The organism is Niveispirillum sp. FG148, from assembly GCF_057809655.1.
This window is the reverse complement of sequence record NZ_JBMDKJ010000004.1, coordinates 159,784-183,027: the sequence shown is the minus strand read 5'-3', so window position 1 is coordinate 183,027 and position 23,244 is coordinate 159,784. Positions and strand designations below refer to the sequence as shown.

Here is a 23,244-nt window from a genome sequence, read left to right as displayed (position 1 = left end):
CTGCATTGCTTCCATTGTGCCGCCGATCAGCGGCCGGAGGATGCTAGAAGGGTACAGGCAGAGTCGCAACGGGACCGAAAAGGGAACGCACAAAAAAGCAAAGATCGTTCGCGCCGCATCGGCCCATCGAACGACTGGCCTTGCTGCGTTCCTGCCGTGCCCTTGTCGTCCTTGCCCGTGACAAGCGACGACGTGACAAAGAAAACCGCGCGGGCGAAGCGCACCGCGCGGGTTCTTCCACGGCAAGCTCAAGTATCAGGCCAGGGCCTTGATACGGCCGGACAGGCGCGACAGCTTGCGCGAAACGGTGTTGGCGTGCAGCACGCCCTTGCTCACACCGCGCATCAGCTCGGGCTGGGCCTGCTTGAAGGCCTCGGCAGCGACGCCCTTGTCGCCAGAGGCGATGGCGGTCTCAACCTTCTTCAGGAAGGTGCGGATGCGGCTGACGCGGGCGCGATTGACCTCAGTCCGGGTGGCGGTCTGACGGATGCGCTTCTCAGCGGACTTATGATTGGCCATAGGAAACCTTTACGCGGGACATGGATATGCCGTAGGAAGCGGCGCTTATACAGGCGCCCCACCGCCCCGTCAAGCGGGTGCGGGCAAGGCCCCCATACGAAACTTGCTTGTCTGGCCATCAGCCCGGGGGTCGTGCCAGAGTCTTCATCGAGTCGCGGGAGAGTCATTCCCGAACGCGCTGCAGTAAAAGCGTTTATATTGTTGTTGGTTTGATTTGAACACCCCATCCCTTGTTCGGGCTGGGTTGCGTTCCCTCAAGGGCCGTGGGGTGACAGCTGGAAGCGCACCGACAGACGTTTTCCCTGCTGTTCGATACCGATATCCAGCACTTCCTCCCCGCGCGTCCAGTGTCCGTCCGCCCCCTTGCTCCAGCCCAGCTGCGGCAAGGTCTCGGCATAGAAGCGGGTGACGGCATCGGCATCCCCCTGGCCCGTGGCCACGGACTGGACGATGCGGCCTGCCGGATTGTCGAAGACCAGTGCGTCATCGGCGGCAGCCGTCAGGCCAGGGGCCAGCGGCACGTCTTCCGTTCCCGGCACGAAAGCGGCCAGGGCCTGCCCCGGCACCAGGGCCGTGGCCAGTAGGATCAGGGCGGCGGTCAGCAGGGCGCGCAGGCCCGAAAACGGATGCGACAGCATGGTCTTGTCTGCATACCCTAGCGTTGGCGCCGCGCACAGAAGAAAGTGGAACGGCCTGACTGTGTGATGCGCGCGACACCGCCGGTGGCGGCCACGTCGCAATCGCACCGCCCGCACGCCTCGCCCTCGCGCCCATAGACCTGGAAGCGGTGCTGGAAATAGCCCAGCTCGCCATCCGATTGCACAAAGTCGCGCAAGGTGGAACCGCCGGCGGCAATCGCCTCGCCCAGCACATCGCGGATGATGGGCACCAGGCGCTCGGCATCCGCGCCGGCCACGCTGTCGCCGCTGCGGGTGGGGTCGATGCCAGCCCGGAACAGCGCCTCGCAGACATAGATATTGCCCAGGCCCGCCACCACCTTCTGGTCCAGCAGCAGCGCCTTGATCGGGGCCGCCCGGCCGCGCAGGCGGGCCGACAGTCCCCCGGCATGGAAGCCGTTGCCCAGCGGCTCGGGCCCCAGTCCGGCCAGCATGGGATGGCTGTCCAGCCCCGCTTCATCGAACAGATCCATGAAGCCGAACCGACGCACATCATTATAGGTGACGACCCAGCCATCATCGGTATGGAAGACCAGATGGTCGTGAACGGCGGGCACCGGGGCCGGGCCCGGCTTCACCACCATGCTGCCCGACATGCCCAGATGGATCATCCAGACCAGCCCGCCTTCGACCCGGATCAGGATATATTTGGCCCTTCGGTCCAGCGACAGCACCTGGCGACCTGTCAGGCGGCGGGCAAAATCGGCCGGCAGCGGGAAGCGCAGGTCCGGCCGGTGCTGATCCACCCGCACCAGACGCCGCCCTTCCAGCTTCATGGCCAGGCCGCGGCGGACGGTTTCAACCTCGGGCAGTTCGGGCATGGGCTCGGCTCGGCAACAAAGGGGACCCGGCCGTGATAGCACGGCCGGACCCGTCCCGCGACGGCCGGATGCCGGACCGGGCCATCACCGGTATCCGGCGTCGATGCCGCCTCTCAGCGAATGCAGGCATCCAGCCCGTCCCGGCGCACGATTTCCATCCGCTGTGACAGGACCCCTGCCCGGCCCGCAACATAGCGGCCGGGCGGGTTGGCCTTCCACTGACGCGGATTGGGCAGGATGGCCGCCAGCAGGGCCGCCTCACGGGTCGACAGGTCTGCGGCACCTTTGCCGAACCAGCTTCTTGCCGCCGATTCGGCCCCGTACACGCCGGGCGCCCATTCGACGATATTCAGATAGACCTCCAGGATGCGGTGCTTGGACCAGAAGGTTTCCACCAGCAGCGTGAACCACAGTTCCACACCCTTGCGCAGCCAGGACCGGTCGGGCCAGAGGAAGGCGTTCTTGGCCACCTGCTGGCTGATGGTGCTGCCGCCGCGCAGACGCCGGCTTTTCTCGTTACGCTCCATCGCCTGTTCGATAGCGTCGACATCGATGCCCATATGGCCGCAGAAGCGGCTGTCCTCCGCCGCGATGACGGCGCGGGGCAGGTGCGGCCCCAACTTTTCCAGCGCCCGCCATTCCCGGTGCCAGCCATCGCCCTGCAGCGCGCGGATCACCATCAGCGGCGTGCCCGGCACCGGCAGCACGGCATAGGCCAGCACCCACAGGATGGACAGCACCACAAAGCCACCCGCTGCCCAGGCGATGCCCCGCGCCAGCCGCCGCCGCCAGTTCCGCCCGCCTGCAGACGCCACGCCATCCCCCGCCATTTGTCGCCATGACATGTAATCCCATGCGGGCGTGGCGCAAACGCGTAAAAAGGGACAAACGTTCATTCAGGGAGAACGCGCGATGTACAAGCTTTACGGCAACCCCGGACAGGCCAATCTGGTGGTCCATATGGCGCTGGAGGCCATCGGCGCGCCCTATGAGCTGGTCCCCGTCGATACCGCCGCCAGGGAACATGAGGGGGCGGCTTACAAGCGCCTTAATCCGACGGGTCGCATCCCCGTGCTGGTCGATGATGACCAGCCCATTTTTGAAACCGCGGCCATCCTGCTGCATCTGGCCGATAAGCATCCGCAAGCCGGGCTGATGCCGGCGCTGGGCACGCTGGACCGGTCGCTGGCCTATCAATGGTTGATCCACCTGACCAATTCCGTGCAGGTGGGCTATATCGCCTATTACTATCCCGACCGCCAGGTGACCGACCCCGCCTTTGCCGACAGCGTCAGGCAGGCGGCCGAAGCCCGCGTGAACGCCCTGTTCGACACGATTGAAAAGGCCCTGGACGGACGGGAATGGCTGGTGGGCGACCGGCCGACCATGGTCGACTTCATGCTGCTGATGATGGTGCGCTGGGGCCGCAATTTCGCGACCCGCCCGCCGCGCACCCTGCCCAACCTGGGCGCGCACGCCGCCCGCACGCTGGCCCTGCCTCCCGTCAAGGCGGCCTTCGAAAAGGAAGGGCTGTCGCAACCCTGCTATTGACGGACAACCGGCGGCGGACCGCTTGACAAGCCCACGCCGCCGGGATTTAACGACAGGACGTGGTGATTTGGTGACCGGATTGCAGACCACGTTAAAGAAACTGCTAAAAGGTCGAAGCCATGGACCAGAAGCCGGCAAAGGCGGGTACGGGCCTCGATCGAACGGTCGGGGCCGTCTTTATGCTTGAACAAAGCGGCCCTAAGACTTCTGGAAGGAACATGGCGATGAGCGATCTGCCCGAAGATGTGAACCCCGCGACCCTGCTGGTGCATGGCGGTACCCGCCGCAGCCAGTTCGAGGAGACGAGCGAGGCCATCTTCCTGACGTCGGGTTTCACCTATACCAGTGCGGAAGCGGCGGAAGCGGCCTTCATCAATGACGGTTCGCGTTTCGTCTATTCCCGCTTCCGCAACCCGACCGTCGCCATGTTCGAGGATCGGCTGGCAAAGTATGAGGGCTTCCCCCGCTGCTTTGCGACCGCGTCGGGCATGGCCGCCGTGCATGCCGCCGTCTTCGGCCTGCTGAAGGCCGGCGACCGGATCGTGGCGTCGCGCGCCCTGTTCGGGTCCTGCCTTTATATCGTCAGCGATCTGGCCAAGCGCTTCGGCATCGAAAGCGTCATCATCGACGGCACCAAGCCGGAGGAATGGGAACAGGCGCTGTCGGTGCCGACCAATCTGGTGTTCCTGGAAACGCCCAGCAATCCCTGTCTGGAAGTGGTCGACCTGGCCCATGTCGTGCCGCTGGCCCACAAGGCCGGGGCCAAGGTGGTGGTGGATAATGTCTTCGCCACGCCCGTCCTGCAAAAGCCGCGCAGCTTCGGCGTCGATGTCGTCGTCTATTCCGCGACCAAGCATATTGACGGTCAGGGCCGCTGTCTGGGCGGCGCCATCCTGTGCGAAGACGATGTGGCGGCCCTGATCGCTCCGTTCCTGCGCCATACAGGCCCGGCGCTCAGCCCCTTCAACGCCTGGAACCTGCTGAAGGGTCTGGAGACGCTGGAACTGCGCGTCAATGCGGCGTCCGCCAGCGCCCTGAAGGTCGCCACCTTCCTGGAAGGCCATCCGGCCGTGGAGCGTGTGCTCTATGCCGGATTGGACAGCCACCCGCAGCGCGCCCTGCTGAAGCGGCAGATGAAGTCCGGCAGCAACCTGATCTGCTTCCATCTGAAGCCGTACAAGGGCGACGCCAAGGCCGCGGCCTTTGCCGTGCTGAACGGGCTGCGCGTGGCCAAGATCTCCAATAATCTGGGCGATTCAAAGTCGCTGGCCACCCACCCGGCCACGACGACGCACCAGCGCCTGACGGACGCCGAACGCGCCATCGTCGGCATCGGCCCCGGCACCATCCGCCTGTCCGTGGGGCTGGAGGATGCCGACGATCTGATCGCTGACCTGCGGCGCGGGCTGGACACGCTGGTCTGACGCGACATGTGACATCCCCGGCGGTAGCCTATCGCCGGGGATGGTTCCGGTCAGCCGGAAACGACTCTACGCCGCCCGATGCCATGCAAGACAGGCAAGCTTCTTTATCTGCGATGTTGGGAAGTAAAGTGGCGGACCCGAATGGATTCGAAGCAGCTGACAATCGCCATCGCGCTTGATGCTGATCGGCTGACATGGACATTGGGGAAACGACCGTGCGGACCCAAATCATGACCTCTGACGTGACGGCGTGCCGTGGTACAAACGTAGAATGAGTTGGAGTGCCAAGCATGTCGACACTGGATTTCAGCCATCTTACCACCGAGCAGCGGCTCGACCTGATTGCGGACCTCTGCGACAGCATCGACCATGACGCGGTGCCGCTCACCAACGCCCAGGCCGCTGAGTTGGACCGGCGATTGGCCATGTTGGATGCCGAGCCGGGCGAAGGCCGCGACGCCTTCGAGGCGCTGGCCGATCTTCGCCGCCGCCACGCGTGATGCGCGTCCGCCTGACGTCTGCCGCCGAGGCCGAACTGGACGACGCGCTGGCGTGGTACGGCGGCATCCGCGAGGGGCTGGCCGCCCGCTTCCTCGACGAGTTCGAGCGTCTGCTGGAGCGCCTGCGCGACAATCCGCACCAGTTTCCCTGCATACGGCGGGACATCCGCCGTGTCGGGTTTCGCCGCTTTCCCTATGGGCTGGTTTTCCGCATCCTCCCGGGCGAGGTGGAGATCGTCGCCTGTTTCCATGACCGCCGCGACCCACGCCAGTGGCAGCAGCGCACATGACGGCACAATCGTCGCGGGTCCGTAATGTCATGCGAGTCATATTACCCCGTAAAGCCTGAGGGTAATGGACGGGCACGCTTTATTCGCTTGCCCTGGCGCCAAAGTGTTATCTTGAGCTCGGAATAGAAACAAAACCCAATAACGGCCATGTCGATCTTGACACCGGCGTTATCGAGTTCCGCCGCGCGGGCCACACCGAAACGTCGAAGCGCCGCGGGCGGTTGAACGTTCCCGACAGGCTGCTGCGGTTCCACACTATGTCCGCCGTCATACCGACCAGTATGTGTTCGAATATGGTATCCCGGGCAAGAGGCGGGGGCGGCATAAGATGAAGAAGAATGAGCAGCTTCTGTGCGAAGCCATGGTCCGTCTTCTGGAGGGCAAGCTCGGGCTAAAAAGGTATGACGTGACCATTCCGGAAGATGACGCCTCGGGGCCTCCGGTCGAAATCCGCTTCCGCCTGGGTGAGCGCAGGTATGCCATCGAGCATACTGTGATCGAGCCGTTCTCCGGGGCGATTGCCATGGAAAAGGATTTCGCCAACTTCGTCGCAGATATCGAAGAGGAATTGCGTGGCAAGCTCCCGTTTCCTGGTTACTACGAGATCATCTTCCCGGAAAATCCGACGGACGGTAGGCATCGTAGGACGCATCCGGCGCTACGCCAGCATATCATCGCCTGGATTCTCAGGGCCGGCGCCGAGCTTCATGCCGAATCTCCACGGCACCTAGATCGCGACCACGCTCCATTCGGGCACCGAAGCACCAACACCACCGAGATCGATGGCATTCCCCTGACGCTCACCCGCTTCATTCATTGGACCGGGGCAGACGGCCGTCATGACGGCAGATTCGCCCTCGCCCGGTTCGTTGGTGATGACAACACCATCGAGGATTTGCGTCGGGACCGCATCAGGACGGCGCTCGACAAGAAACTGCCGAAGCTGACGGACTGCCGAAGGGATGGAGACTGCACGATCCTGATCCTGGAATACTCCGACATTGCGCTCACCAACCATGTCCTGGTCGCAGAGGCGCTTGAAGCAGCCCTAACTGGTCGGGATGACCGCCCGGATCACATCTTCCTCGCCGCTACGCAGATAGATGGGGAATGGAAATTCTTCCATGTAGTGGCTGGCAGATCCGTCAAATGGGAGTTGGACTGCATCCCCATTTCCAACCTCGATCCGTGATTGGGATCGGTCCATGCCTGTAATATGGCTAAGTCACTGATTTCATTTGGAAAAAATTGGCGGACCCGAATGGATTCGAACCATCGGCCTCTGCCTTCGGAGGGCAGCGCTCTATCCAGCTGAGCTACGGGTCCATGCCGGCCGGGGTCTTCCCCCGAGCGGCGCGGACCATAGCGCATCATTTCGGTGGGTGCAATTGCTTCCTGACGGAAAGAATGGCGGAAACCGGTGGGCAGGGAAAAGGCCGGTCCTGGCCGCTGATACGGTGTCCCGGTGATCGGGGCCGATCAAAGGCCACAATCGCGCGGCCATACGCCTTCTCGGTCAGCGTCCCTTGGCCGGGACAGGATATCAGCCCAGCATGGCCCGCAGGGCCTGACGCGACAAATCCTTCAAGGCATCCCGCATCCGCTGAATTTCGTCGGCGGCGGCCTCGTAATCCTGGATCAGGCCACCGACCAGCGTCGCCGGATCGGATGATTCATCCGGATAGCGGTCCCGGGCACGGGCGGCGCGGCGGCGCAACCGCTCGACGATATCTTCCTCGTTGGACATGGGCCCTTCCCGTTCGGATCACTGCTCCGGCACAGCTTTAAGCATGCCCGTCCGGCCGCGTCATCCCTTTCCTTTGAGCAGTCACGCCCGCCCCGTCCTTTGGGAGTATGGCATTTGCTTTACACATTCGTGGTTGATTTCGTGTCAGCCACTGTCTTATTTCCTGAGCTAGGGGCGGCCTCACTCCTAGATCCCAAAGGGGGTTTCCAACATGTTTTCGATATGGCGCGTCATATTGTGCCGGGCTGTGGCCGCCGGCGCGATGACGCTTACCCTTCCCGGTGCGGCAGTGGCGGCGTCGGCGGAACCGGAGATGTGCTCACCCGCCGCCAATGGACGATGCGACTATACGGTCGGTCGTGAAGGCGCGCATCGGATCGACGTTACCATGCCCGCCACCGCAGCCGCGCAAACCAAGGCCATCAATATCGGCGGGCATGATTGTCCCCTGATCCGGCAGGCGGACACGGCCGCCGATGGTGGCGTGCATTTGGCCTGCTTTGCCTATCTGGCGGGCGGGACGACCTATACACTGTTCATTCCGCCGGTCGGCAAGGTCACTGTGGTCCGGGCCGAACCGATGCATGGGGAAACGGTGACGCTGATCCCCTGAACAGTCCGCAGCCTTGCTTAGTCAATGCGGTTTGGCGCCCGGCACCGTCTGCTCGATGCTGTTCAATGCGTCGGCCAGCCGGTGGGTGGCGCTGCCGCGCTTGGCCGGTTGCTGCTGCGATGCATCGGGCGACCAGCCGGCCAGGAAGATCACCTCGAACGTGGCAGGCACGGTGCCGTCCGCTTCCCGGAACAGCTCCATATAGCGTTCGGCCGCCCGGAGGATGACCGCGCGCCGCGTCGGCTGCTTCAGCCGGCTGAAGGCGGCGTTGGTTTCCCCCATGCCGCGCAGGTCGCGCATCAGCCGGAACGGGTCGGGATAGCTGACGGTCAGCGTGTCCATGTCGGCCACGGGCAGGGCGAAACCCGCCCGCTGCAACAGGCCGGCGGCATCGCGCAATCCGGCCATGGGACTGATCCGGGCCGACACGCCACCCGTCACCTCCGTCTCCGCCTCCATCAGGGCGCGGCGCAGTTCGAACAGGCTGTCGCCGCCCAGCATGGCGGCGATGAACAGCCCGTCGGGCCGCAACACCTGACGCGCCTGGATCAGGGCGCCCGGCAGGTCGTTCACCCAATGCAGCGACAGGTTGGACACGACCATGTCGAAGCTGCCGGGGGCGAAGGACAGCGCCTCCTCATCCATCGCCAGGGCCGGGCTGCCTGTTTGGGCGCCGGCGAGGGCGGCCATGGCCGGTGACAGGTCGGCATGCACCAGATGGGCGATGCCGTTGCGGCCCTTCAAGGCCGCCTCCACTTCGCCGCCATGGCAGCCCAGGTTCAGCACGCGCGGGAAGTCGCGGCGGATCATCTCCAGCCGCTCGCCCAGCCGTTCGGCCACGTCGCGCAGCAGAAAGTCGAACTGCCCGAAACCGGCCGCGGCCCGGTCGCGATGGCGGCGGACCAGGGGGCGGTCGAACAGGAACATGGTGTCGTTGTCGCTCATGGTCTCTGCCATACCCCGGTCCGGCCCCCGCCGCAACCGCCGGAACGATCGACCTGCCGACACGTCATGGCACTTTCATGGAAATATGACAGAGCACTTCTTGACAGTCGGGGCTGGGGTGATTAGCTCATTGGCACTCACCGAGCGTGAGTGCTAACAACAGGCTCACGCCAAACCCTTTTGCCTTTTCAGGGAGAGATCCTATGAAGTTCCGTCCGCTGCACGACCGCGTCGTGGTCAAGCGCGTTGAGTCCGAGCAGAAGACCGCCGGCGGCATCATCATCCCCGACACCGCCAAGGAAAAGCCCCAGGAGGGCGAGGTGGTCGCCGTGGGTTCGGGTGCCCGTGACGAGGCCGGCAAGCTGATCGCGCTGGACGTCAAGGCCGGCGATCGCGTCCTGTTCGGCAAGTGGTCGGGCACCGAGGTGAAGATCGACGGTGTCGAATACCTGATCATGAAGGAAAGCGACATCATGGGCGTTCTGAACGCCTGAGTCGGATCACCTGATCCCGCCTGACCCATAGATTTCAAAGGATTAGAGCAATGGCTGCCAAGGAAGTTAAGTTCGGCTCCGACGCCCGCGCCAAGATGCTGCGCGGCGTGGACATTCTGGCCGACGCCGTGAAGGTGACCCTGGGTCCGAAGGGCCGCAACGTCGTGATCGAGAAGAGCTTCGGCGCTCCCCGCATCACCAAGGACGGTGTCTCGGTCGCCAAGGAAATCGAACTGGCTGACAAGTTCGAGAACATGGGCGCCCAGATGGTGAAGGAAGTGGCGCAGAAGACGGCCGATCTGGCCGGCGACGGCACCACCACCGCCACCGTGCTGGCCCAGGCCATCGTCCGTGAGGGCGCCAAGGCCATCGCCGCCGGCATGAACCCGATGGATGTGAAGCGCGGCGTCGATCTGGCCGTCGCCACCGTCGTGGCCGACATCCAGGCCCGTAGCCGCAAGGTCACGACCAACGACGAGATCGCCCAGGTCGGCACCATCTCCGCCAACGGCGAGGCCTTTATCGGCGCCAAGATCGCCGAAGCCATGGCCCGCGTCGGCAATGAAGGCGTCATCACGGTCGAGGAATCCAAGAGCCTGGAGACCGAGCTGGACGTCGTCGAGGGCATGCAGTTCGACCGCGGCTACCTGTCGCCCTATTTCGTGACCAACGCCGACAAGATGGTTGCGGACCTGGAAAGCCCCTACATCCTGCTGTTCGACAAGAAGCTGTCGGGCCTGCAGGCCATGCTGCCGGTGCTGGAAGCCGTCGTTCAGTCGTCGCGTCCGCTGGTCATCGTGGCCGAGGATGTGGAAGGCGAGGCCCTGGCCACGCTGGTCGTCAACAAGCTGCGCGGCGGCCTGAAGATCGCCGCCGTGAAGGCCCCGGGCTTCGGTGACCGTCGCAAGGCGATGCTGGAAGACATGGCCATCCTGACGGGCGGCCAGGTCATCAGCGAAGATCTGGGCATCAAGCTGGAGAACGTGACCCTGGACATGCTGGGCCGCGCCAAGAAGGTGACGATCTCCAAGGACAACACCACCATCGTTGATGGTGAGGGTTCCAAGGAAGACATCACGGCCCGTATCGCCCAGATCAAGGCCCAGATCGAAGAGACCACCAGCGACTATGACCGCGAGAAGCTGCAGGAACGTCTGGCCAAGCTGGCCGGCGGCGTTGCGGTCCTGCGCGTCGGCGGCGCTACCGAGGTCGAGGTGAAGGAGCGCAAGGATCGCGTTGACGACGCGATGCATGCCACCCGCGCCGCGGTCGAGGAAGGCATCGTCGCCGGCGGCGGCGTGGCCCTGCTGTACGCCACCAAGGCCCTGGAAGCCCTGGCGACGACCGATGCCGACCAGAAGTTCGGTGTCGACATCGTCCGCAAGGCCCTGCAGGCCCCGGTCCGTCAGATCGCCCAGAATGCCGGCTTCGACGGCTCGGTGATCGTCGGCAAGCTGCTGGAGCAGGGTGACACCAACCACGGCTTCAACGCCCAGACCGGCGAATATGGCGACATGTTCAAGTTCGGCGTCATCGACCCGACCAAGGTGGTGCGCGCCGCCCTGCAGGACGCCGCCTCGATCGCCGGCCTGCTGATCACGACCGAAGCCATGATCGCCGAAAAGCCGGCGCCGAAGTCCGCTCCGGCCGGTGGCCCGGGCGGCATGGGCGGCATGGGCGACATGGACTTCTAAGTCCCGGTCGTTCGGCCGAACAGGCTTGAATGAAGAAACCCCCGGCGGAGCGATCCGTCGGGGGTTTTGTTTTTGAGGAAGGCAGGCAATTCGCTAAATAGCAGATGGCGTAGGTCATCCTTTAAAAATATGATCGCGGTGCCAGCTTAGAAATTGAGGATGTGGACACAAGTCACTTCTTTCTGGAATCAATAATTTTCTTGATTCGACAAACATACGCCTCGCGCTTTCTGGCACATGTTTCTCCGCTATAAGGAGCGAATAATCGTCCTTTATGGAAATCAAGCCACGGTCAAACATCCAATGCACGGTAGCCGAAAGCGCTATTCCATTTCGCGGACTGTCCGGTCCTGCCGCGGCAACAGGTCGAATGTGAGCAGCTTGCACCTCAGATCGCCCACCACCGTTGATTAGCCGTAGTCCAGTAACAGCGCATGTTTGCTGGTATGCTGATTTTACAGTTTCTGCAAAAACTTCATCACGAATCGGGCGTGCGACAAGGCGCTCCACAATTGGCCGCTCGAAAGTTGTCGGCTCTTCAGCAAACTGAAAGTTGGAAACTTGCGAGATATGATCTATAGGCTTTTCAAACCCACCCAATATTTGAGCCATGCCTGCTTGTAATATGTTGGAGTATTCCCACTCCGATATAGGTCGAACAGAGCGGCCAAAAGCACCCTTGCTTGTTTGCCCATCAGCACGTCGCAACCCAGACTCATAAAACTGCCCCCCCTCCTTGAAAGGCACTGGTCGGGGAAATGGAAGGTAGTCTGCGATAAATGCATAAAAGTGATCCGGAAGCGTCGGATCCGGTACAATATCTGTTACACGAGCAGTGGCAAAATAGGCCTGCCGTCCACCGCGACTCAGCACGTCAGCAGTTGATCTTCGTGGTTCATAATAAATAACCCAGTCCCCAACCACCTCGCGCGCCACATTCAAGTATGTGCGTGGAAAATGGTATCTGAACTCCGGAAGGTCGTCGTATGTCGGCTCAATTTTGCTTGTAAAAATGGCTTTCATAGCACCACGACCGGAAAACCATGAGACATCTAAGGAATATCAAGGAAATCCATTATTTTCCATCAAAACCAGCGCGTCCCCTTATGCCGCCTCCCGCATCCAGCCGCCAATGCATCATCTTTTCAGGTCTCGCCACGGTCCCAAAGCAATGAGAACGGGCTCATTTCCAATTGCTATTCTTCATGGGCGATGTGCATGGAGGAACGTCAAATCGTACGCAGCGTCACCCTTGCGCATCGGCCGCCGTCACCAGGGCGCGGATGATGCCCCGCCAGTCGTCGGCCACCTTGGGCAGGCGGGATTTCACCATCAGCAGGATGGACAGATCGCGCGCGCGGTCAATGCGCGGATAGGTGCCAAAGGCGCCGGGGCTGGAAAGGATGGGGCAGGCCCCGTCTGCATCGACGGCTTCACACCAGAAACCGATGCCATAACCCTTCATGGCCTCTGCCGCGTCGGGCAGTTCCCGCCGTTCGGCACCACGCATCTGGTCCTGTTCCATATGCGTGAACAGGCTGTCGGGCAGGATGCGGGCGCCGTCGCCAGCCAGCCCGCGCCTGGCGATCAGGCGCAGGATGCGTTCATAATCGTCGGGGCTGGCCCACAGCCCGCCGGCCACGCCCCATTTCTCGCCCCAGCGGCAGGCGGGCGACAGGCCCAGCGGGTCGCCGATCAGGCGACGGAACAGGCTGTTCCAGTCCGCCCCGCCCGCCTGTTCAGCCAAGAAGGCCGCCACCTGCATGGAGGTGCCGCCATAGGCGAAGACTTTGCCGGGCTGGCCGATCAGGTCCATGGTACGCACGTCGCGGGCTGCCGCTTCGGGCGTGGGATAGCGCCGGTCCTGGCGCCAGGGGCCCAGCACCGGCATGGCCGCGGTGTGGCTCATCAACTGAGCCAGGGTGATGGTTGATGCCAGACCGTCCGGGGCCAGACCGGCCTGCGCCAGAGTCAGGTCCAGCCGCAGCTTGCCCTGTTCGACCAGGGCCATGATGACCAGCCCCGCCACCCATTTGCTGGCGGACGCCACGGGAATGACCGTGCCCGGCCCGATATCGCCGAAATAGCCGCGATAGAGCACATGGCCCCGGTGATGGGCGATGGCGGCCACCCCATCCAGCCGATGCTTCTTCATCGCCGCCTGGATCAGGGCCGTCACCGCCGGCAGGTCAGGGGAGGTGGGGTCGACCGTCGCCGCCGCCCAGGCGGGAAGGGCCGGCAGCAGCAGGCCCGCGGCAAGGCCGGACAGGATCAGGCGGCGGCTGAGCATGACGGCTCCTTCAGGGCTGCTTTCCCTGATACGCCGGACCGCCTGTTTTCCTTTACCTATTCGAACCGGTGCGGCACGAAGCGGGAGGTGTCGCGGGTGACGGCCGTGCTGTCCTCGCGGATGCCGATGCCGCGGCATTCATCGCCGATCATCCAGGCGCCGATGACGGCATGATGGTCGCGCATGACCCCGCGCGCATCCGGCCCCTTGGCCGACACCACGGGCGACCAGGCCTGATAGACATAGCCTTCCGCCCCATAGGGGCCGGCGACCTCCATCTCCGCCCGCGCCGGCTTGCCATCCGCCCCCAGCGTGGCCACGGAGATATTGGCTCCTTCCCGGCCCAGCAGCGGCTTGGCGACAACACGGGCGCCGGTGGCGAAGGCACGGCGGTCGAAATGCGCTTCCACCAGATAGGGGTGATGGGGATACATCTCCCACAGCACGGCCAGCAGCCCCTTGTTGGACAGCAGCATCTTCCAGGCCGGCTCGACGGTGCGGATGGCGTTGCGGCGTGTCAGGTCCAGCAGGCTGGTCCCGAAATCATCGGCCACCAGCCATTCCCAGGGCGTCAGCTTGAACAGGCTGGTGATTTCCTGATCTTCCAGATCGGTGAAGAAGCCGCGGCTGGTCCGCCCATCCTCCTCCACCGTCCAGCCGATATCGGAGAGCGCGATGGATTTGGTAGCCAGCCCCGCCTCGATCGCCGTGTCCTGCAGGTAGCGCAGGGTGCCCTCATCCTCGGCATGCGGCATGGCGCAGGTCAGGTGCAGGGCGCGACCCGCCTCCCACACGTCGCGGCGCTGGCTGTCATCGGCCAGCAGCCGGTCGGCGCGCAGCAGGGCCTTCCAGCGATCGACCAGCCCTTCATGGATGGAATTGAACTGGTCCCCGTCGGGAAACACATCTTCCAGCCAAGCCCATTGCGCCACCGATGCCTCGTACAGGCCCGTCGGCGTGTCGGCGTTATATTCCAGCAGCTTGGGCATGCCGTCGCCGTAATCCGCCCCGCCATAGGCCAGATCGAACCTTCCATAGAGGGAGAATTCCTCTCCCTTCAGGTGGCGCTGCCACGATGCCTCGATGGCGGGAATGGCGCTGTCGGGGATGTTCAGCAGGGGATAGAGCCGCTCATCGACAATGCGGCGGGCGGCGGCCATGCACATCTTGTGCAACTCGTTGCCGGCCTCTTCCAGCTGGTCGATCTCCGCCTCGCTGAACACCCAGCAGGCGCTTTCGTCCCAGTAAAGGCCGCTCGGGTCCTCCTCGGTCGGGATCGTATGGAAATCAAAGCCCAGCGCTTCCATGCGGGCTTTCCAGTCGGGACGCGGACGGATGGATTGGCGATGCATGGAGAAACCTGCCCGGAGGGTGCGGGGAAAGAACGGCGGCGGACGATCAGGACCCGCCGCCGCCGAAGCGGGAGGAGGATTTGCCGAAGCCGCCGCGCGTCGTGCTGCGGCTGGGGGCGGCACCAACCTGGCCCGACTTGCTGACCGTTGTTTTCATCTGATAGCCGGTGCGGCCATTGCGGAAGCCATCGCGGTCGCCATTGGGCAGGCGGCCCAGGTCATTGCGGCCGCTATGCATGAAGCCGTCGCGGTCGATGAAGATGGGCCGCGGGTAGTAATAGCCGCCGCCGCCGGTGACGTATCCGCCATACATCTGCGGCGGTGGCGGTTGCAGGGCCCGGGCCATCATGAAGCCCATCAGGGCCGGCACGAAGACATTGCCCAGCGATCCGTTGGGCTGTTGCAGCACCAGCGTCTGGCAATTGCCATTGCCCATCTGCGCCTCGCACGATGTCTGATCATCGAAACGCGGGGCCGTCTGCAATTGCAGCTGACGGGCCTGTTCAAAGGCGGCACTGCATTCGGTGGCGGTGAACTCAGCCTGACATGCTTCCACGCTGGGGAAGATGCGGGCATCGGTCTGGGCCGCGTCGTCATCGCCGCAGCCGGACAGCGCCAGCGCCGCCGCACTGCCGACCAGCAGGGTGGAGATATAGGCGGAACGGCGGCGCTTGCGCGTGGTCTCGGTCATGGCAACCCCGATGGGTTCAGGCGGACTTGTCCGGCGAAGGCAGCGCCACGGGCGACCCGGACGGGCCCTTCAGCCGCGCCAGCCGTTCCTGTACGGACAGTGCGGGCGCACCGCCGGGGCCGACGGCGGCCAGGGCGGCGGCGATATTGGCGTCGCCCATGCTTTCGGTGCTTTTCTGCGACAGGTCGGTCAGCACCCTGGCCTTCAGGCGGGCAGCCTCCGCGCTGCTGCGGGCCTCATTGGCGCGGCGGTTCATGGCGTCGATGGCGACATTCAGCTTGGAACCGCCATCAACACGCAGGCCGGCCACGGCGGCGGCGCGGTCGGCGCGTTCCCGCTCGCGTTCTTCCTGGATGCTGGCGCGTTGCATGTCGCGCTCGGCCTTGGTCAGGGCGGACTTGGCATCGGCCAGGGCCTTGGCCTTCTCGCGATAGGCGTTTTCAGCTTCGGCAACCAGGGCCTCGGCCTCCTCGGCCTCACGCTCCTCCACCACCACCTCGCCTTCCAGCTCCTCCAACTGCGACAGGAGCTTGGTCAGGCTGGCTTCCAGGGCGGTGCGGCGTTCCGCGTCAGCGACGGCAAGCTGGTTGTTCAGATGCTCGGCCGCGGCCAGACGGCGGTCATAATCCTGACGCGCCTGGATGGCCTCATTGCGCTCACGCTGTAAATCGACGCGCAGGCTGGACAGCAGCTTGCCGGCCTTGTCCAGGTCGGCTTCCATGACGCGCAGCTGTGCGACCGACGCGCTTTTAGGGTCCATGGCGACCAGCGCATCCACGACCTGACGGCCAACCTTCTCACCCTTCACGCCCAGCAGCGTGCGGAAGAACTGCATCATGCGGATTACTCCTTGAAAGGCACCGACCCCTAGATGGGGTGCCTGCCATCAAACCGAAAGCGCCCCGGCATTCAGAATGCCCATGGCGATGGACAGGGCGCCCAGCGTGATGCCGTAGCCGATACGCCCTTCCTCAATCCCCTGGCGCAGACCGGGCAGCAGCAGGCGGACAATGAAGAACACCATCAGCTGGCAGACAAGCGCCACCCCGCCCCAGACCAGCAGGTCCAGCAGCGAATAGGTGCCCGACGCCACCGAGGACAGAGCGATGGCCATGCCGATGGCGGTCCCGCCCAGGCTGGTGGCAGCAGCGGGATTGCCCTGCCGGATCAGGGTCCATTCGCGATAGGGCGTGATCAGCGTATAGATCAGCAAAGCGGCGGCCAGCAGCGCCACAGAGGCACCGACAAAGGCCAGATAAAGCGGCAGGGTCTCGAACATGGCTCCAAGGCTCCGTCACCCGCCGGCAAGAGGGCCGGCTTGGAGCGGGAGGCTATGACAGTGCCGGGCGGATTGCAAAAACTGTTTGGGGGACAGGTGGAACGGGTGGGGATCAGCCAGCCTATTCATAATGCCAGCGGCACTGCGAAATCTCCAACTGCTGGTCGGGGGCTTTGCCGGTGACGCGATAGACAAGTCGGTGCTCAGAGGTGATCCGGCGCGACCACCACCCCTTCAAATTGCTCCCCAAAGGCTCCGGCTTGCCTAAGCCGCTGAACGGGGTGCGGGTTGCGTCTTTGATGAGGGTGTTGATTTTTATCAGGATGTCGCGGTCCTGTGCCTGCCAATAGAGGTAGTCTTCCCACGCTCTATCCATCCAGATCAGGCGCATCGCCCGCTACTCAATCAAGTCTCGTTCCGTGCCTTGTCCCGCGTCCGCCTGTGCAACCGCTTCCATCAATCGACGCGCATTGGCAGGCGAACTCAACAGATGCAGCGTCTCCTGCAGGCTGCTCCATTCACTTTCCGCGATGACGACCACGGGCTCCGCGTTCTGTCGCGTGACGACCAGCGGCGCGCGGCTGGCCTCCACCTCGTCCAGATAATGGGCCAGGTTCTGCCGGAACTGCGTCGCGCTGACATGGGACATGGGGAACCTCCATCTGTACAGAAAAGCGTACGCTCTTTCATTCCTGCCCACAACGAAAAAGGCCGCCGGGTCGCCCCGACGGCCTTTTCCTTACTCAAAACGCATCCCGAAAGCCGGGACACCGCGTCGGGCATCAGCCCTCGGCGGCTTCGGCCTTCTTGGACAGGTCTTCGCCGGTCACCTGATCGACGACCTTCATCGACAGCTTGACCTTGCCGCGATCGTCGAAGCCCAGGACCTTCACCTTGACGGCGTCGCCCTGCTTCACGACGTCGGTGACCTTGGCCACGCGCTCGTTCTTCAGTTCGGAGATGTGGACCAGACCGTCGCGGCTGCCCAGGAAGTTCACGAAGGCGCCGAAATCCATGACCTTGACGACCTTGCCGTCATAGACTTCGCCCACTTCCGGCTCGGCCACGATGCCCTTGATCCACTTGATGGCGGCGTCGGAGCACTTGCTGTCGACGGCCGACACCTTGACGGTGCCATCATCTTCGATGTCGATCTTGGCGCCGGTCTGTTCCACGATCTCGCGGATGACCTTGCCGCCCGACCCGATGACGTCGCGGATCTTCTCCTTGGGGATGTTGATGACGGTGATGCGCGGGGCATTGCCCGACACTTCGCCGCGCGCGGTATTCAGCGCCTTGTTCATCTCACCCAGGATGTGGATGCGGCCCTTCTGGGCCTGGGCCAGGGCGACCTTCATGATCTCTTCCGTGATGGAAGTGATCTTGATGTCCATCTGCAGGGCGGTGACGCCCGCTTCGGTACCGGCGACCTTGAAGTCCATGTCGCCCAGGTGATCTTCGTCACCCAGGATGTCGGACAGGACGGCGAACTTCTCGCCTTCCTTGATCAGGCCCATGGCGATGCCGGCGATGGGGCGGGCCAGCGGGGCGCCGGCATCCATCAGCGACAGGGACGTGCCGCAGACCGTGGCCATGGAGGAGGAACCGTTCGATTCCGTGATCTCCGACACGACGCGCAGCGTGTAGGGGAATTCTTCCTTGGTCGGCAGCAGCGGGTGGATGGCGCGCCAGGCCAGCTTGCCATGGCCGATCTCACGACGGCCCGGGCTGCCCATGCGGCCGGCTTCACCCACGCTGTAGGGGGGGAAGTTGTAATGCAGCATGAAGCTTTCGCGGTATTCGCCTTCCAGGGCGTCGATGATCTGCTCGTCCTGGTTCGTGCCCAGGGTGGCGACCACCAGCGCCTGCGTCTCACCGCGGGTGAACAGGGCCGAACCATGGGCGCGGGGCAGGATGCCCACTTCGGCCACGATGGGACGGATATCCACGGTGGTGCGGCCGTCGATGCGCTTGCCGGTCTCCAGCACAGCGCCGCGCAGCACGTCGGCTTCCACTTCCTTGAACATCTCGGAAATGGCTTCCGGCGCGAACTCGTCCTTCAGTTCGGCCTTGGCCTTGTCCTTGGCGGCACCGACGGCGGCATAACGCTCCTGCTTGACCAGGATCGAATAGGCGGCCTTCACGTCCGCGCCGGCCACTTCCAGGATGCGGGCCTTGACGGCTTCCTTGTCGAAGGCCGGCGGGGCGATGTCGCGGGGTTCCTTGGCGGCATCCTCGGCCAGGGCGATGATCAGGTCGATCACCGGCTGGAACTGGGCATGGCCGAACATGACGGCGCCCAGCATGATCTCTTCCGACAGCTCCTTGGCCTCGGATTCGACCATCAGCACGCCTTCTTGCGTACCGGCAACAACCAGATCCAGGGTGGCGTTTTCCACCTGGTCGGCGGTCGGGTTCAGGATGAACTGACCATTTTCGTAACCGACGCGGGCGGCACCGATGGGGCCCAGGAAGGGCAGGCCGGAAATGGTCAGCGCGGCGGACGCACCGATCATGGCGACGATGTCGGGATCATTCTCAAGATCGTGGCTCAGCACCGTGCAGACGACCTGCGTCTCGCAGCGATAGCCATCGACGAACAGCGGACGGATCGGGCGGTCGATCAGGCGGCTGACCAGCACTTCCTTTTCCGTGGGACGGCCTTCACGCTTGAAGAAGCCGCCGGGGATCTTGCCCGCGGCGAAGGCCTTTTCCTGGTAATTCACCGTCAGCGGGAAGAAATCCACGCCCGGCTTCGGCGACTTGGCGCCGACGGCGGTGCAGAGCACCACCGTGTCGCCATAGCTCACCATGACGGCGCCATCGGCCTGACGGGCGATCTTGCCGGTCTCGATGACCAGTTTGCGACCGCCCCATTCCATTTCCTTGCGGAACACCTTGAACATTGTATCGATCCTTCCATCCGAAACCCGCAGCACCCCGGATTGGGCGGCCGGGCCGGGGCCCGTTCGGACGGCCCCGCCTGTTTCTTGCCCCTTCAGTACCCTATTTTCGCGCGCGAAAGGATAGCGCACATGGGAAAACGGCCAGCCGGAAGGGGTCCCGGCTGGCCGTCCACACCTCAACTCTTTATCCGGCCCGACCGGCGCTTCCCCGTGGTTCCGCCGCCCTTGCCGCCGACACGCCACCCGTACCCGCAGGCGCAGGTCCGATCGGTGGTCGGGGTCACGGGCTTGGCAAAGCTCACGTCGATGGTCACCTTGTCAGCAGTTCGGATGGAACCGGTCCGGCCGCCCCACGCCTTAGCGGCGCAGGCCCAAGCGCTGGATCAGGCTGTCGTAGCGAGCCTTGTCCTTGCCCTTGGTGTAATCCAGCAGACGGCGGCGCTGACCGACCATCACCAGCAGACCACGACGCGAATGGAAATCCTTCGAGTGGGTCTTCAGGTGTTCGGTCAGGTTGTTGATGCGCTCGGTCAGGATGGCGACCTGCACTTCCGGCGAACCGGTATCGCCTTCCTTGGTCTTGTACTCTTCGATCAGCGCAGTCTTGCGCTCAGCCGTGATCGACATCGGATGTCTCCATATTAAGATGATTGAGGACGAACGCACCCGGATGCAAGGCATCCCATCGACGGGGCTCCGGCGGACCGGAACGGGCACGCGCCCGCAACAGCGATCGGGGCCGGGCCGGGATGTCGTCCAGCACGGTCCCGCGCAGGCGGGCGTCGATATGCGTGGGTTGATGCGCCAAAGCCCGGCCCTGGTCAAGCGGATTCCGTGGATTTCCGCGCTTGTCCGGGCATGGCTGTATCCCTGGGAGGGGGTGGCTCAGTTCTCCACCGGCAGCCAGGGGATGCTGGCCACGGGCACCCCTTCCTCGCGCAGGGCCTCGGCCTGTTCGGGAGAGGTTTCGCCATAGATGGCGCGGCTTTCCACCTCGCCATAATGAATCCGGCGGGCTTCTTCGGCAAAGCGGTCGCCGACATAATCGGCGTTCTTTTCCACCTGCGTGCGCAGTTCGCGCAGATGGCGCAGGATTTCGGCCTGTGCTTCCCGTACTGCATCGGGAACGGGGGCCGCGGGAACCGGTTCTGCCGATGACGTGTCCACCGCCGGGACGGGAGGTGCCTCCCGGTCGCGGGACCGGCCGCCCCGGGCGATGGCCGGCGCCATGGGCGCCTTGATCACCTTGGCATCCCCGCAGATCGGGCAGGTGATGGCGTGCGCGGCGGCCTGCGCCTCATACGCGGCACCGTTTCGGAACCAGCCCTCGAACCGGTGGTCCTGGCTGCATTTCAGGTCGAACAGGATCATGGGACGTCAGATGATGTCTCTATGACAGATAGATGGCCTGTTGCGGCCCTGCGGGCAAGCCTGTTGCGATGCAGGGTGCCATGCCGCGGCGCAACGGGTGTGGAAACCGGTAACAATTCACGAAATAATGTATAATATCCATACAGCCGGTTTTATTAAGGGTTTATCCATTTTCAACTCACCATCATCGGATGGCGCGCGCTGTTCCGATCATTCCCTTCTGTCGGAGGTGCCATGAACCGCCATCTTTTCCCCGTGCTGGCGTTGTCCCTGCTGCTGACCGCCTGCCAGACCACCACGCCGTCGAAACCCACCACCAACGTCACCCTGTCCCCATCCGGGGCATCGACCAGAACGGAAACGGAGGCCGCAGTCGGGTGGGTCGACCGGGCAGACGCCGCCGGCCTGCGCTATGGTACCGCCCCATTCCTGATCCCGCGACAGGTGGCGGGCATGACCGTCTCCGGCCGGCGGCAAAGCCCGGGACATGATGTGGATGGCATCGTCCAGTATGGCATCTCCGGCCAGGACAGTTGGGCCACCATCTTCATCTACAACGCCAGCGCCTTCGATGCCGATCTGACGGTGCTGACCAGCACCCAGTCCGCCGCCATCCTGTCGGCCCCTGGGCGGCAACTGGCACTGGATAATGCGGGGCCGCTGCCCGGCGGGGACGATACGCCCGTGCTGCGCCAACTGCTCTGGCAGGAGGAGGTGGGGCGCGCCAGTACATTGGTCGCGCTCAGCGGCGGCGGATGGGTCGTGAAGCTGCAGGTCAGCGGGCCCGACCGCGCCAGCGTGGAACGGATCACCCAGGCCGCACTGGCTGGCCTGCGCGTCGATCCGGGCACGAAGCTGACCCCTGTGCTGCCCCCCGATCTGCGGCCAAAGGCCTGCGCCGCCCCCCAGCAAGGCCCCGAAGCGGCACAGATGCCGCTGGACATGGGCAGCACGATTGTGGAGGCCGCCACGTTGGGCCCGGAAGGCCATGTCTGGTCCTGGCCGCCGGAAGCCGCGGGCGATGTCTGCATCGAGGCGGAAGGCAGGGCGGAGCGCCGGCCCTTCCTTCTGTTCCGGCGCCAGGATGCGGCGGGCAAGGCCCTGGGCTGGCTGGCCCCGCTGGGCGATGCCGGCGTCGCCCTGGAATGCGCGCCGGGTCTGGCCAATGCCATGGGCATGGAAGGGGCCAACGCGAAATATGTTCTGCGCCTGCATGCGCCGGGCGGCGGACAGGTGGCGGCCGGTTTCGACGCCCTGCCCAACCGCGACCAGATGCTGAAGATCATTCGCGACATGCTGGGCGCACCCATTCCCCTGCCGCCGGGGGCCTGAATTGCGTCCAGGACAGGACAGGGGGGGGCGTGCGCGGACGGGGTGGGTAGAGCGGTCAAGATTGCAGGACCTCGGTACAAGCCTTTGATTCGGCGTGTCATGCATGCTTCAAATGTTACGCTTTGCATAGCGAACCCCCTTCCGCATCGGCCGCCATGACCCACTGCCTTCCCTTCGCCCCGCCCTCCCCCTGGATTGTCCGGTTCGGCGCCTTGCTGCCGGCCGGTTCGCGTGTGCTGGATGTCGCCTGCGGCGGCGGGCGGCATCTGCGCCACTTCCTGGACCGGGGCAGTCAGGTCACGGGGGTGGATATCGACCTGCGGGGGGTGGAGGATCTGCGTGCCGTTCCCGGCGTCACCCTTGCCCAGGCCGATCTGGAAGGTCCCGATGGCTGGCCGCCGTCCCTTTCCGGGTTCGATGCCGTCATCGTCACCAACTATCTGCACCGACCGCTGCTGCCCGCTCTGGTCGCCGCGCTGAAGCCGGGTGGATTGCTGCTTTATGAAACCTTCGCCAATGGCAACCAGCGCCATGGGCGTCCGTCCAGCCCGGCCTTCCTGCTGCGGGACGGGGAACTGCTGGCCCTTGCCGCCGGGCACGGGTTGCAGGTTGTGGCCTTCGAACAGGGCGAGGTCTCCAGCCCCAAGGCCGCCATCATTCAGCGTCTGGCCGCCATGAAGCCGGCCGGGCCTGCCCCGGATCTGGCTGGCGATCCGGAACCGGTGCCGCTGCCGCCGGCGTGAAGGCG

The 23,244-nt window shown here is 64.2% G+C and carries 27 protein-coding genes, 1 tRNA gene and 1 riboswitch; of the genes, 10 read left to right on the top strand and 18 right to left on the bottom strand.

The genetic code is table 11. The features are described from left to right. Nucleotides 1–255: 255 nt before the first annotated feature. The 4 genes from rpsT to mtgA form a co-directional block, all read right to left on the bottom strand. A complete protein-coding gene (gene rpsT, locus ACODTW_RS06210; protein WP_488945087.1) occupies nucleotides 256–519 on the bottom strand; it encodes a 30S ribosomal protein S20 in 264 nt (87 codons plus the stop codon). A 254-nt stretch (nucleotides 520–773) separates the two neighbouring features. Further along, a complete protein-coding gene (locus ACODTW_RS06205) occupies nucleotides 774–1,157 on the bottom strand; it encodes a hypothetical protein (RefSeq protein WP_488945086.1) in 384 nt (127 codons plus the stop codon). Between the two features lie 17 nt (nucleotides 1,158–1,174). Continuing rightward, nucleotides 1,175–2,017: a bifunctional DNA-formamidopyrimidine glycosylase/DNA-(apurinic or apyrimidinic site) lyase gene (mutM, locus tag ACODTW_RS06200; protein ID WP_488945085.1), complete on the bottom strand. Its 843-nt coding sequence runs from the start codon at nucleotides 2,015–2,017 to the stop codon at nucleotides 1,175–1,177. A 113-nt stretch (nucleotides 2,018–2,130) separates the two neighbouring features. Then, nucleotides 2,131–2,832 (bottom strand): monofunctional biosynthetic peptidoglycan transglycosylase, encoded by a 702-nt coding sequence (mtgA, locus tag ACODTW_RS06195; RefSeq protein WP_488945084.1) that lies wholly within the window; start codon nucleotides 2,830–2,832, stop codon nucleotides 2,131–2,133. Between the two features lie 97 nt (nucleotides 2,833–2,929). Here mtgA and ACODTW_RS06190 point away from each other — a divergent pair, with 97 nt between their 5' ends. From ACODTW_RS06190 to ACODTW_RS06170, 5 genes are all read left to right on the top strand, one after another. Continuing rightward, nucleotides 2,930–3,568 carry a glutathione S-transferase family protein gene (locus ACODTW_RS06190; RefSeq protein ID WP_488945083.1) on the top strand — a complete coding sequence of 213 codons (639 nt, stop codon included), beginning with the start codon at nucleotides 2,930–2,932 and terminating at the stop codon, nucleotides 3,566–3,568. A gap of 49 nt (nucleotides 3,569–3,617) precedes the next feature. Beyond that, nucleotides 3,618–3,695, top strand: a riboswitch (SAM riboswitch). A 91-nt stretch (nucleotides 3,696–3,786) separates the two neighbouring features. Next, complete coding sequence (gene metZ, locus ACODTW_RS06185) at nucleotides 3,787–4,992, top strand: O-succinylhomoserine sulfhydrylase (RefSeq protein WP_488945082.1); 1,206 nt, start codon at nucleotides 3,787–3,789, stop codon at nucleotides 4,990–4,992. 290 nt (nucleotides 4,993–5,282) lie between these two features. Further along, nucleotides 5,283–5,492, top strand: a complete 210-nt coding sequence (locus ACODTW_RS06180) for an addiction module protein (protein WP_416622318.1) — start codon at nucleotides 5,283–5,285, stop codon at nucleotides 5,490–5,492. Next, nucleotides 5,492–5,782 carry a type II toxin-antitoxin system RelE/ParE family toxin gene (locus ACODTW_RS06175; RefSeq protein WP_488945081.1) on the top strand — a complete coding sequence of 97 codons (291 nt, stop codon included), beginning with the start codon at nucleotides 5,492–5,494 and terminating at the stop codon, nucleotides 5,780–5,782. The genes ACODTW_RS06180 and ACODTW_RS06175 overlap by 1 nt, the downstream gene beginning before the upstream one ends. A gap of 328 nt (nucleotides 5,783–6,110) precedes the next feature. Continuing rightward, a complete protein-coding gene (locus tag ACODTW_RS06170) occupies nucleotides 6,111–6,974 on the top strand; it encodes a hypothetical protein (RefSeq protein ID WP_488945080.1) in 864 nt (287 codons plus the stop codon). A gap of 57 nt (nucleotides 6,975–7,031) precedes the next feature. Here the strand turns inward: ACODTW_RS06170 and ACODTW_RS06165 are convergent. Continuing rightward, nucleotides 7,032–7,108 (bottom strand) — tRNA-Arg (locus tag ACODTW_RS06165). 217 nt (nucleotides 7,109–7,325) lie between these two features. Next, the gene (locus ACODTW_RS06160) at nucleotides 7,326–7,529 is read right to left on the bottom strand and encodes a hypothetical protein (protein ID WP_488945079.1); all 204 of its coding nucleotides are present in this window, start codon (nucleotides 7,527–7,529) and stop codon (nucleotides 7,326–7,328) included. Between the two features lie 262 nt (nucleotides 7,530–7,791). Between ACODTW_RS06160 and ACODTW_RS06155 the strand changes: the two genes are divergently transcribed. Beyond that, a complete protein-coding gene (locus tag ACODTW_RS06155; RefSeq protein ID WP_488945078.1) occupies nucleotides 7,792–8,142 on the top strand; it encodes a hypothetical protein in 351 nt (116 codons plus the stop codon). A 21-nt stretch (nucleotides 8,143–8,163) separates the two neighbouring features. On the opposite strand, the gene ACODTW_RS06150 is transcribed toward ACODTW_RS06155, so the two are convergent. Beyond that, nucleotides 8,164–9,087 (bottom strand): methyltransferase domain-containing protein, encoded by a 924-nt coding sequence (locus ACODTW_RS06150; RefSeq protein WP_488945077.1) that lies wholly within the window; start codon nucleotides 9,085–9,087, stop codon nucleotides 8,164–8,166. 203 nt (nucleotides 9,088–9,290) lie between these two features. Here ACODTW_RS06150 and groES point away from each other — a divergent pair, with 203 nt between their 5' ends. Beyond that, nucleotides 9,291–9,581, top strand: a complete 291-nt coding sequence (groES, locus tag ACODTW_RS06145) for a co-chaperone GroES (RefSeq protein ID WP_488945076.1) — start codon at nucleotides 9,291–9,293, stop codon at nucleotides 9,579–9,581. Between the two features lie 50 nt (nucleotides 9,582–9,631). Continuing rightward, complete coding sequence (gene groL / locus ACODTW_RS06140; RefSeq protein ID WP_488945075.1) at nucleotides 9,632–11,275, top strand: chaperonin GroEL; 1,644 nt, start codon at nucleotides 9,632–9,634, stop codon at nucleotides 11,273–11,275. A 114-nt stretch (nucleotides 11,276–11,389) separates the two neighbouring features. Here groL and ACODTW_RS06135 read toward each other — a convergent pair whose 3' ends face one another. The 11 genes from ACODTW_RS06135 to ACODTW_RS06085 all read right to left on the bottom strand — a co-directional run bounded on the left by ACODTW_RS06135 (nucleotide 11,390) and on the right by ACODTW_RS06085 (nucleotide 21,164). Next, a complete protein-coding gene (locus ACODTW_RS06135; RefSeq protein WP_488945074.1) occupies nucleotides 11,390–12,298 on the bottom strand; it encodes an HNH endonuclease in 909 nt (302 codons plus the stop codon). A 223-nt stretch (nucleotides 12,299–12,521) separates the two neighbouring features. Then, on the bottom strand, nucleotides 12,522–13,565 hold the full coding sequence (locus tag ACODTW_RS06130; protein WP_488945073.1) for a serine hydrolase domain-containing protein: 1,044 nt from the start codon (nucleotides 13,563–13,565) through the stop codon (nucleotides 12,522–12,524). 56 nt (nucleotides 13,566–13,621) lie between these two features. Continuing rightward, entirely contained in the window at nucleotides 13,622–14,917 is a 1,296-nt protein-coding gene (locus ACODTW_RS06125; protein ID WP_488945072.1) for a glutathionylspermidine synthase family protein, read from the bottom strand. A 46-nt stretch (nucleotides 14,918–14,963) separates the two neighbouring features. Then, a complete protein-coding gene (locus tag ACODTW_RS06120) occupies nucleotides 14,964–15,608 on the bottom strand; it encodes a DUF1190 domain-containing protein (protein ID WP_488945071.1) in 645 nt (214 codons plus the stop codon). Between the two features lie 16 nt (nucleotides 15,609–15,624). Beyond that, nucleotides 15,625–16,446 carry a hypothetical protein gene (locus ACODTW_RS06115; protein ID WP_488945070.1) on the bottom strand — a complete coding sequence of 274 codons (822 nt, stop codon included), beginning with the start codon at nucleotides 16,444–16,446 and terminating at the stop codon, nucleotides 15,625–15,627. 48 nt (nucleotides 16,447–16,494) lie between these two features. Further along, complete coding sequence (locus tag ACODTW_RS06110) at nucleotides 16,495–16,887, bottom strand: DUF350 domain-containing protein (RefSeq protein ID WP_488945069.1); 393 nt, start codon at nucleotides 16,885–16,887, stop codon at nucleotides 16,495–16,497. A 121-nt stretch (nucleotides 16,888–17,008) separates the two neighbouring features. Further along, nucleotides 17,009–17,278: a Txe/YoeB family addiction module toxin gene (locus ACODTW_RS06105; RefSeq protein WP_488945068.1), complete on the bottom strand. Its 270-nt coding sequence runs from the start codon at nucleotides 17,276–17,278 to the stop codon at nucleotides 17,009–17,011. Between the two features lie 6 nt (nucleotides 17,279–17,284). After that, nucleotides 17,285–17,536 carry a type II toxin-antitoxin system Phd/YefM family antitoxin gene (locus ACODTW_RS06100; RefSeq protein WP_488945067.1) on the bottom strand — a complete coding sequence of 84 codons (252 nt, stop codon included), beginning with the start codon at nucleotides 17,534–17,536 and terminating at the stop codon, nucleotides 17,285–17,287. Nucleotides 17,537–17,669: 133 nt separating this feature from the next. Then, nucleotides 17,670–19,793: a polyribonucleotide nucleotidyltransferase gene (pnp, locus tag ACODTW_RS06095; RefSeq protein WP_488945066.1), complete on the bottom strand. Its 2,124-nt coding sequence runs from the start codon at nucleotides 19,791–19,793 to the stop codon at nucleotides 17,670–17,672. Nucleotides 19,794–20,150: 357 nt separating this feature from the next. Then, nucleotides 20,151–20,420: a 30S ribosomal protein S15 gene (rpsO, locus tag ACODTW_RS06090; RefSeq protein WP_488945065.1), complete on the bottom strand. Its 270-nt coding sequence runs from the start codon at nucleotides 20,418–20,420 to the stop codon at nucleotides 20,151–20,153. Nucleotides 20,421–20,678: 258 nt separating this feature from the next. Further along, nucleotides 20,679–21,164 (bottom strand): DUF1178 family protein, encoded by a 486-nt coding sequence (locus ACODTW_RS06085; protein ID WP_488945064.1) that lies wholly within the window; start codon nucleotides 21,162–21,164, stop codon nucleotides 20,679–20,681. 234 nt (nucleotides 21,165–21,398) lie between these two features. Here ACODTW_RS06085 and ACODTW_RS06080 point away from each other — a divergent pair, with 234 nt between their 5' ends. Together ACODTW_RS06080 and ACODTW_RS06075 are read left to right on the top strand one after the other, a co-directional pair. After that, a complete protein-coding gene (locus ACODTW_RS06080) occupies nucleotides 21,399–22,496 on the top strand; it encodes a hypothetical protein (RefSeq protein ID WP_488945063.1) in 1,098 nt (365 codons plus the stop codon). 155 nt (nucleotides 22,497–22,651) lie between these two features. Then, a complete protein-coding gene (locus tag ACODTW_RS06075; protein ID WP_488945062.1) occupies nucleotides 22,652–23,239 on the top strand; it encodes a class I SAM-dependent methyltransferase in 588 nt (195 codons plus the stop codon). The last annotated feature ends 5 nt before the right edge of the window (nucleotides 23,240–23,244 follow it).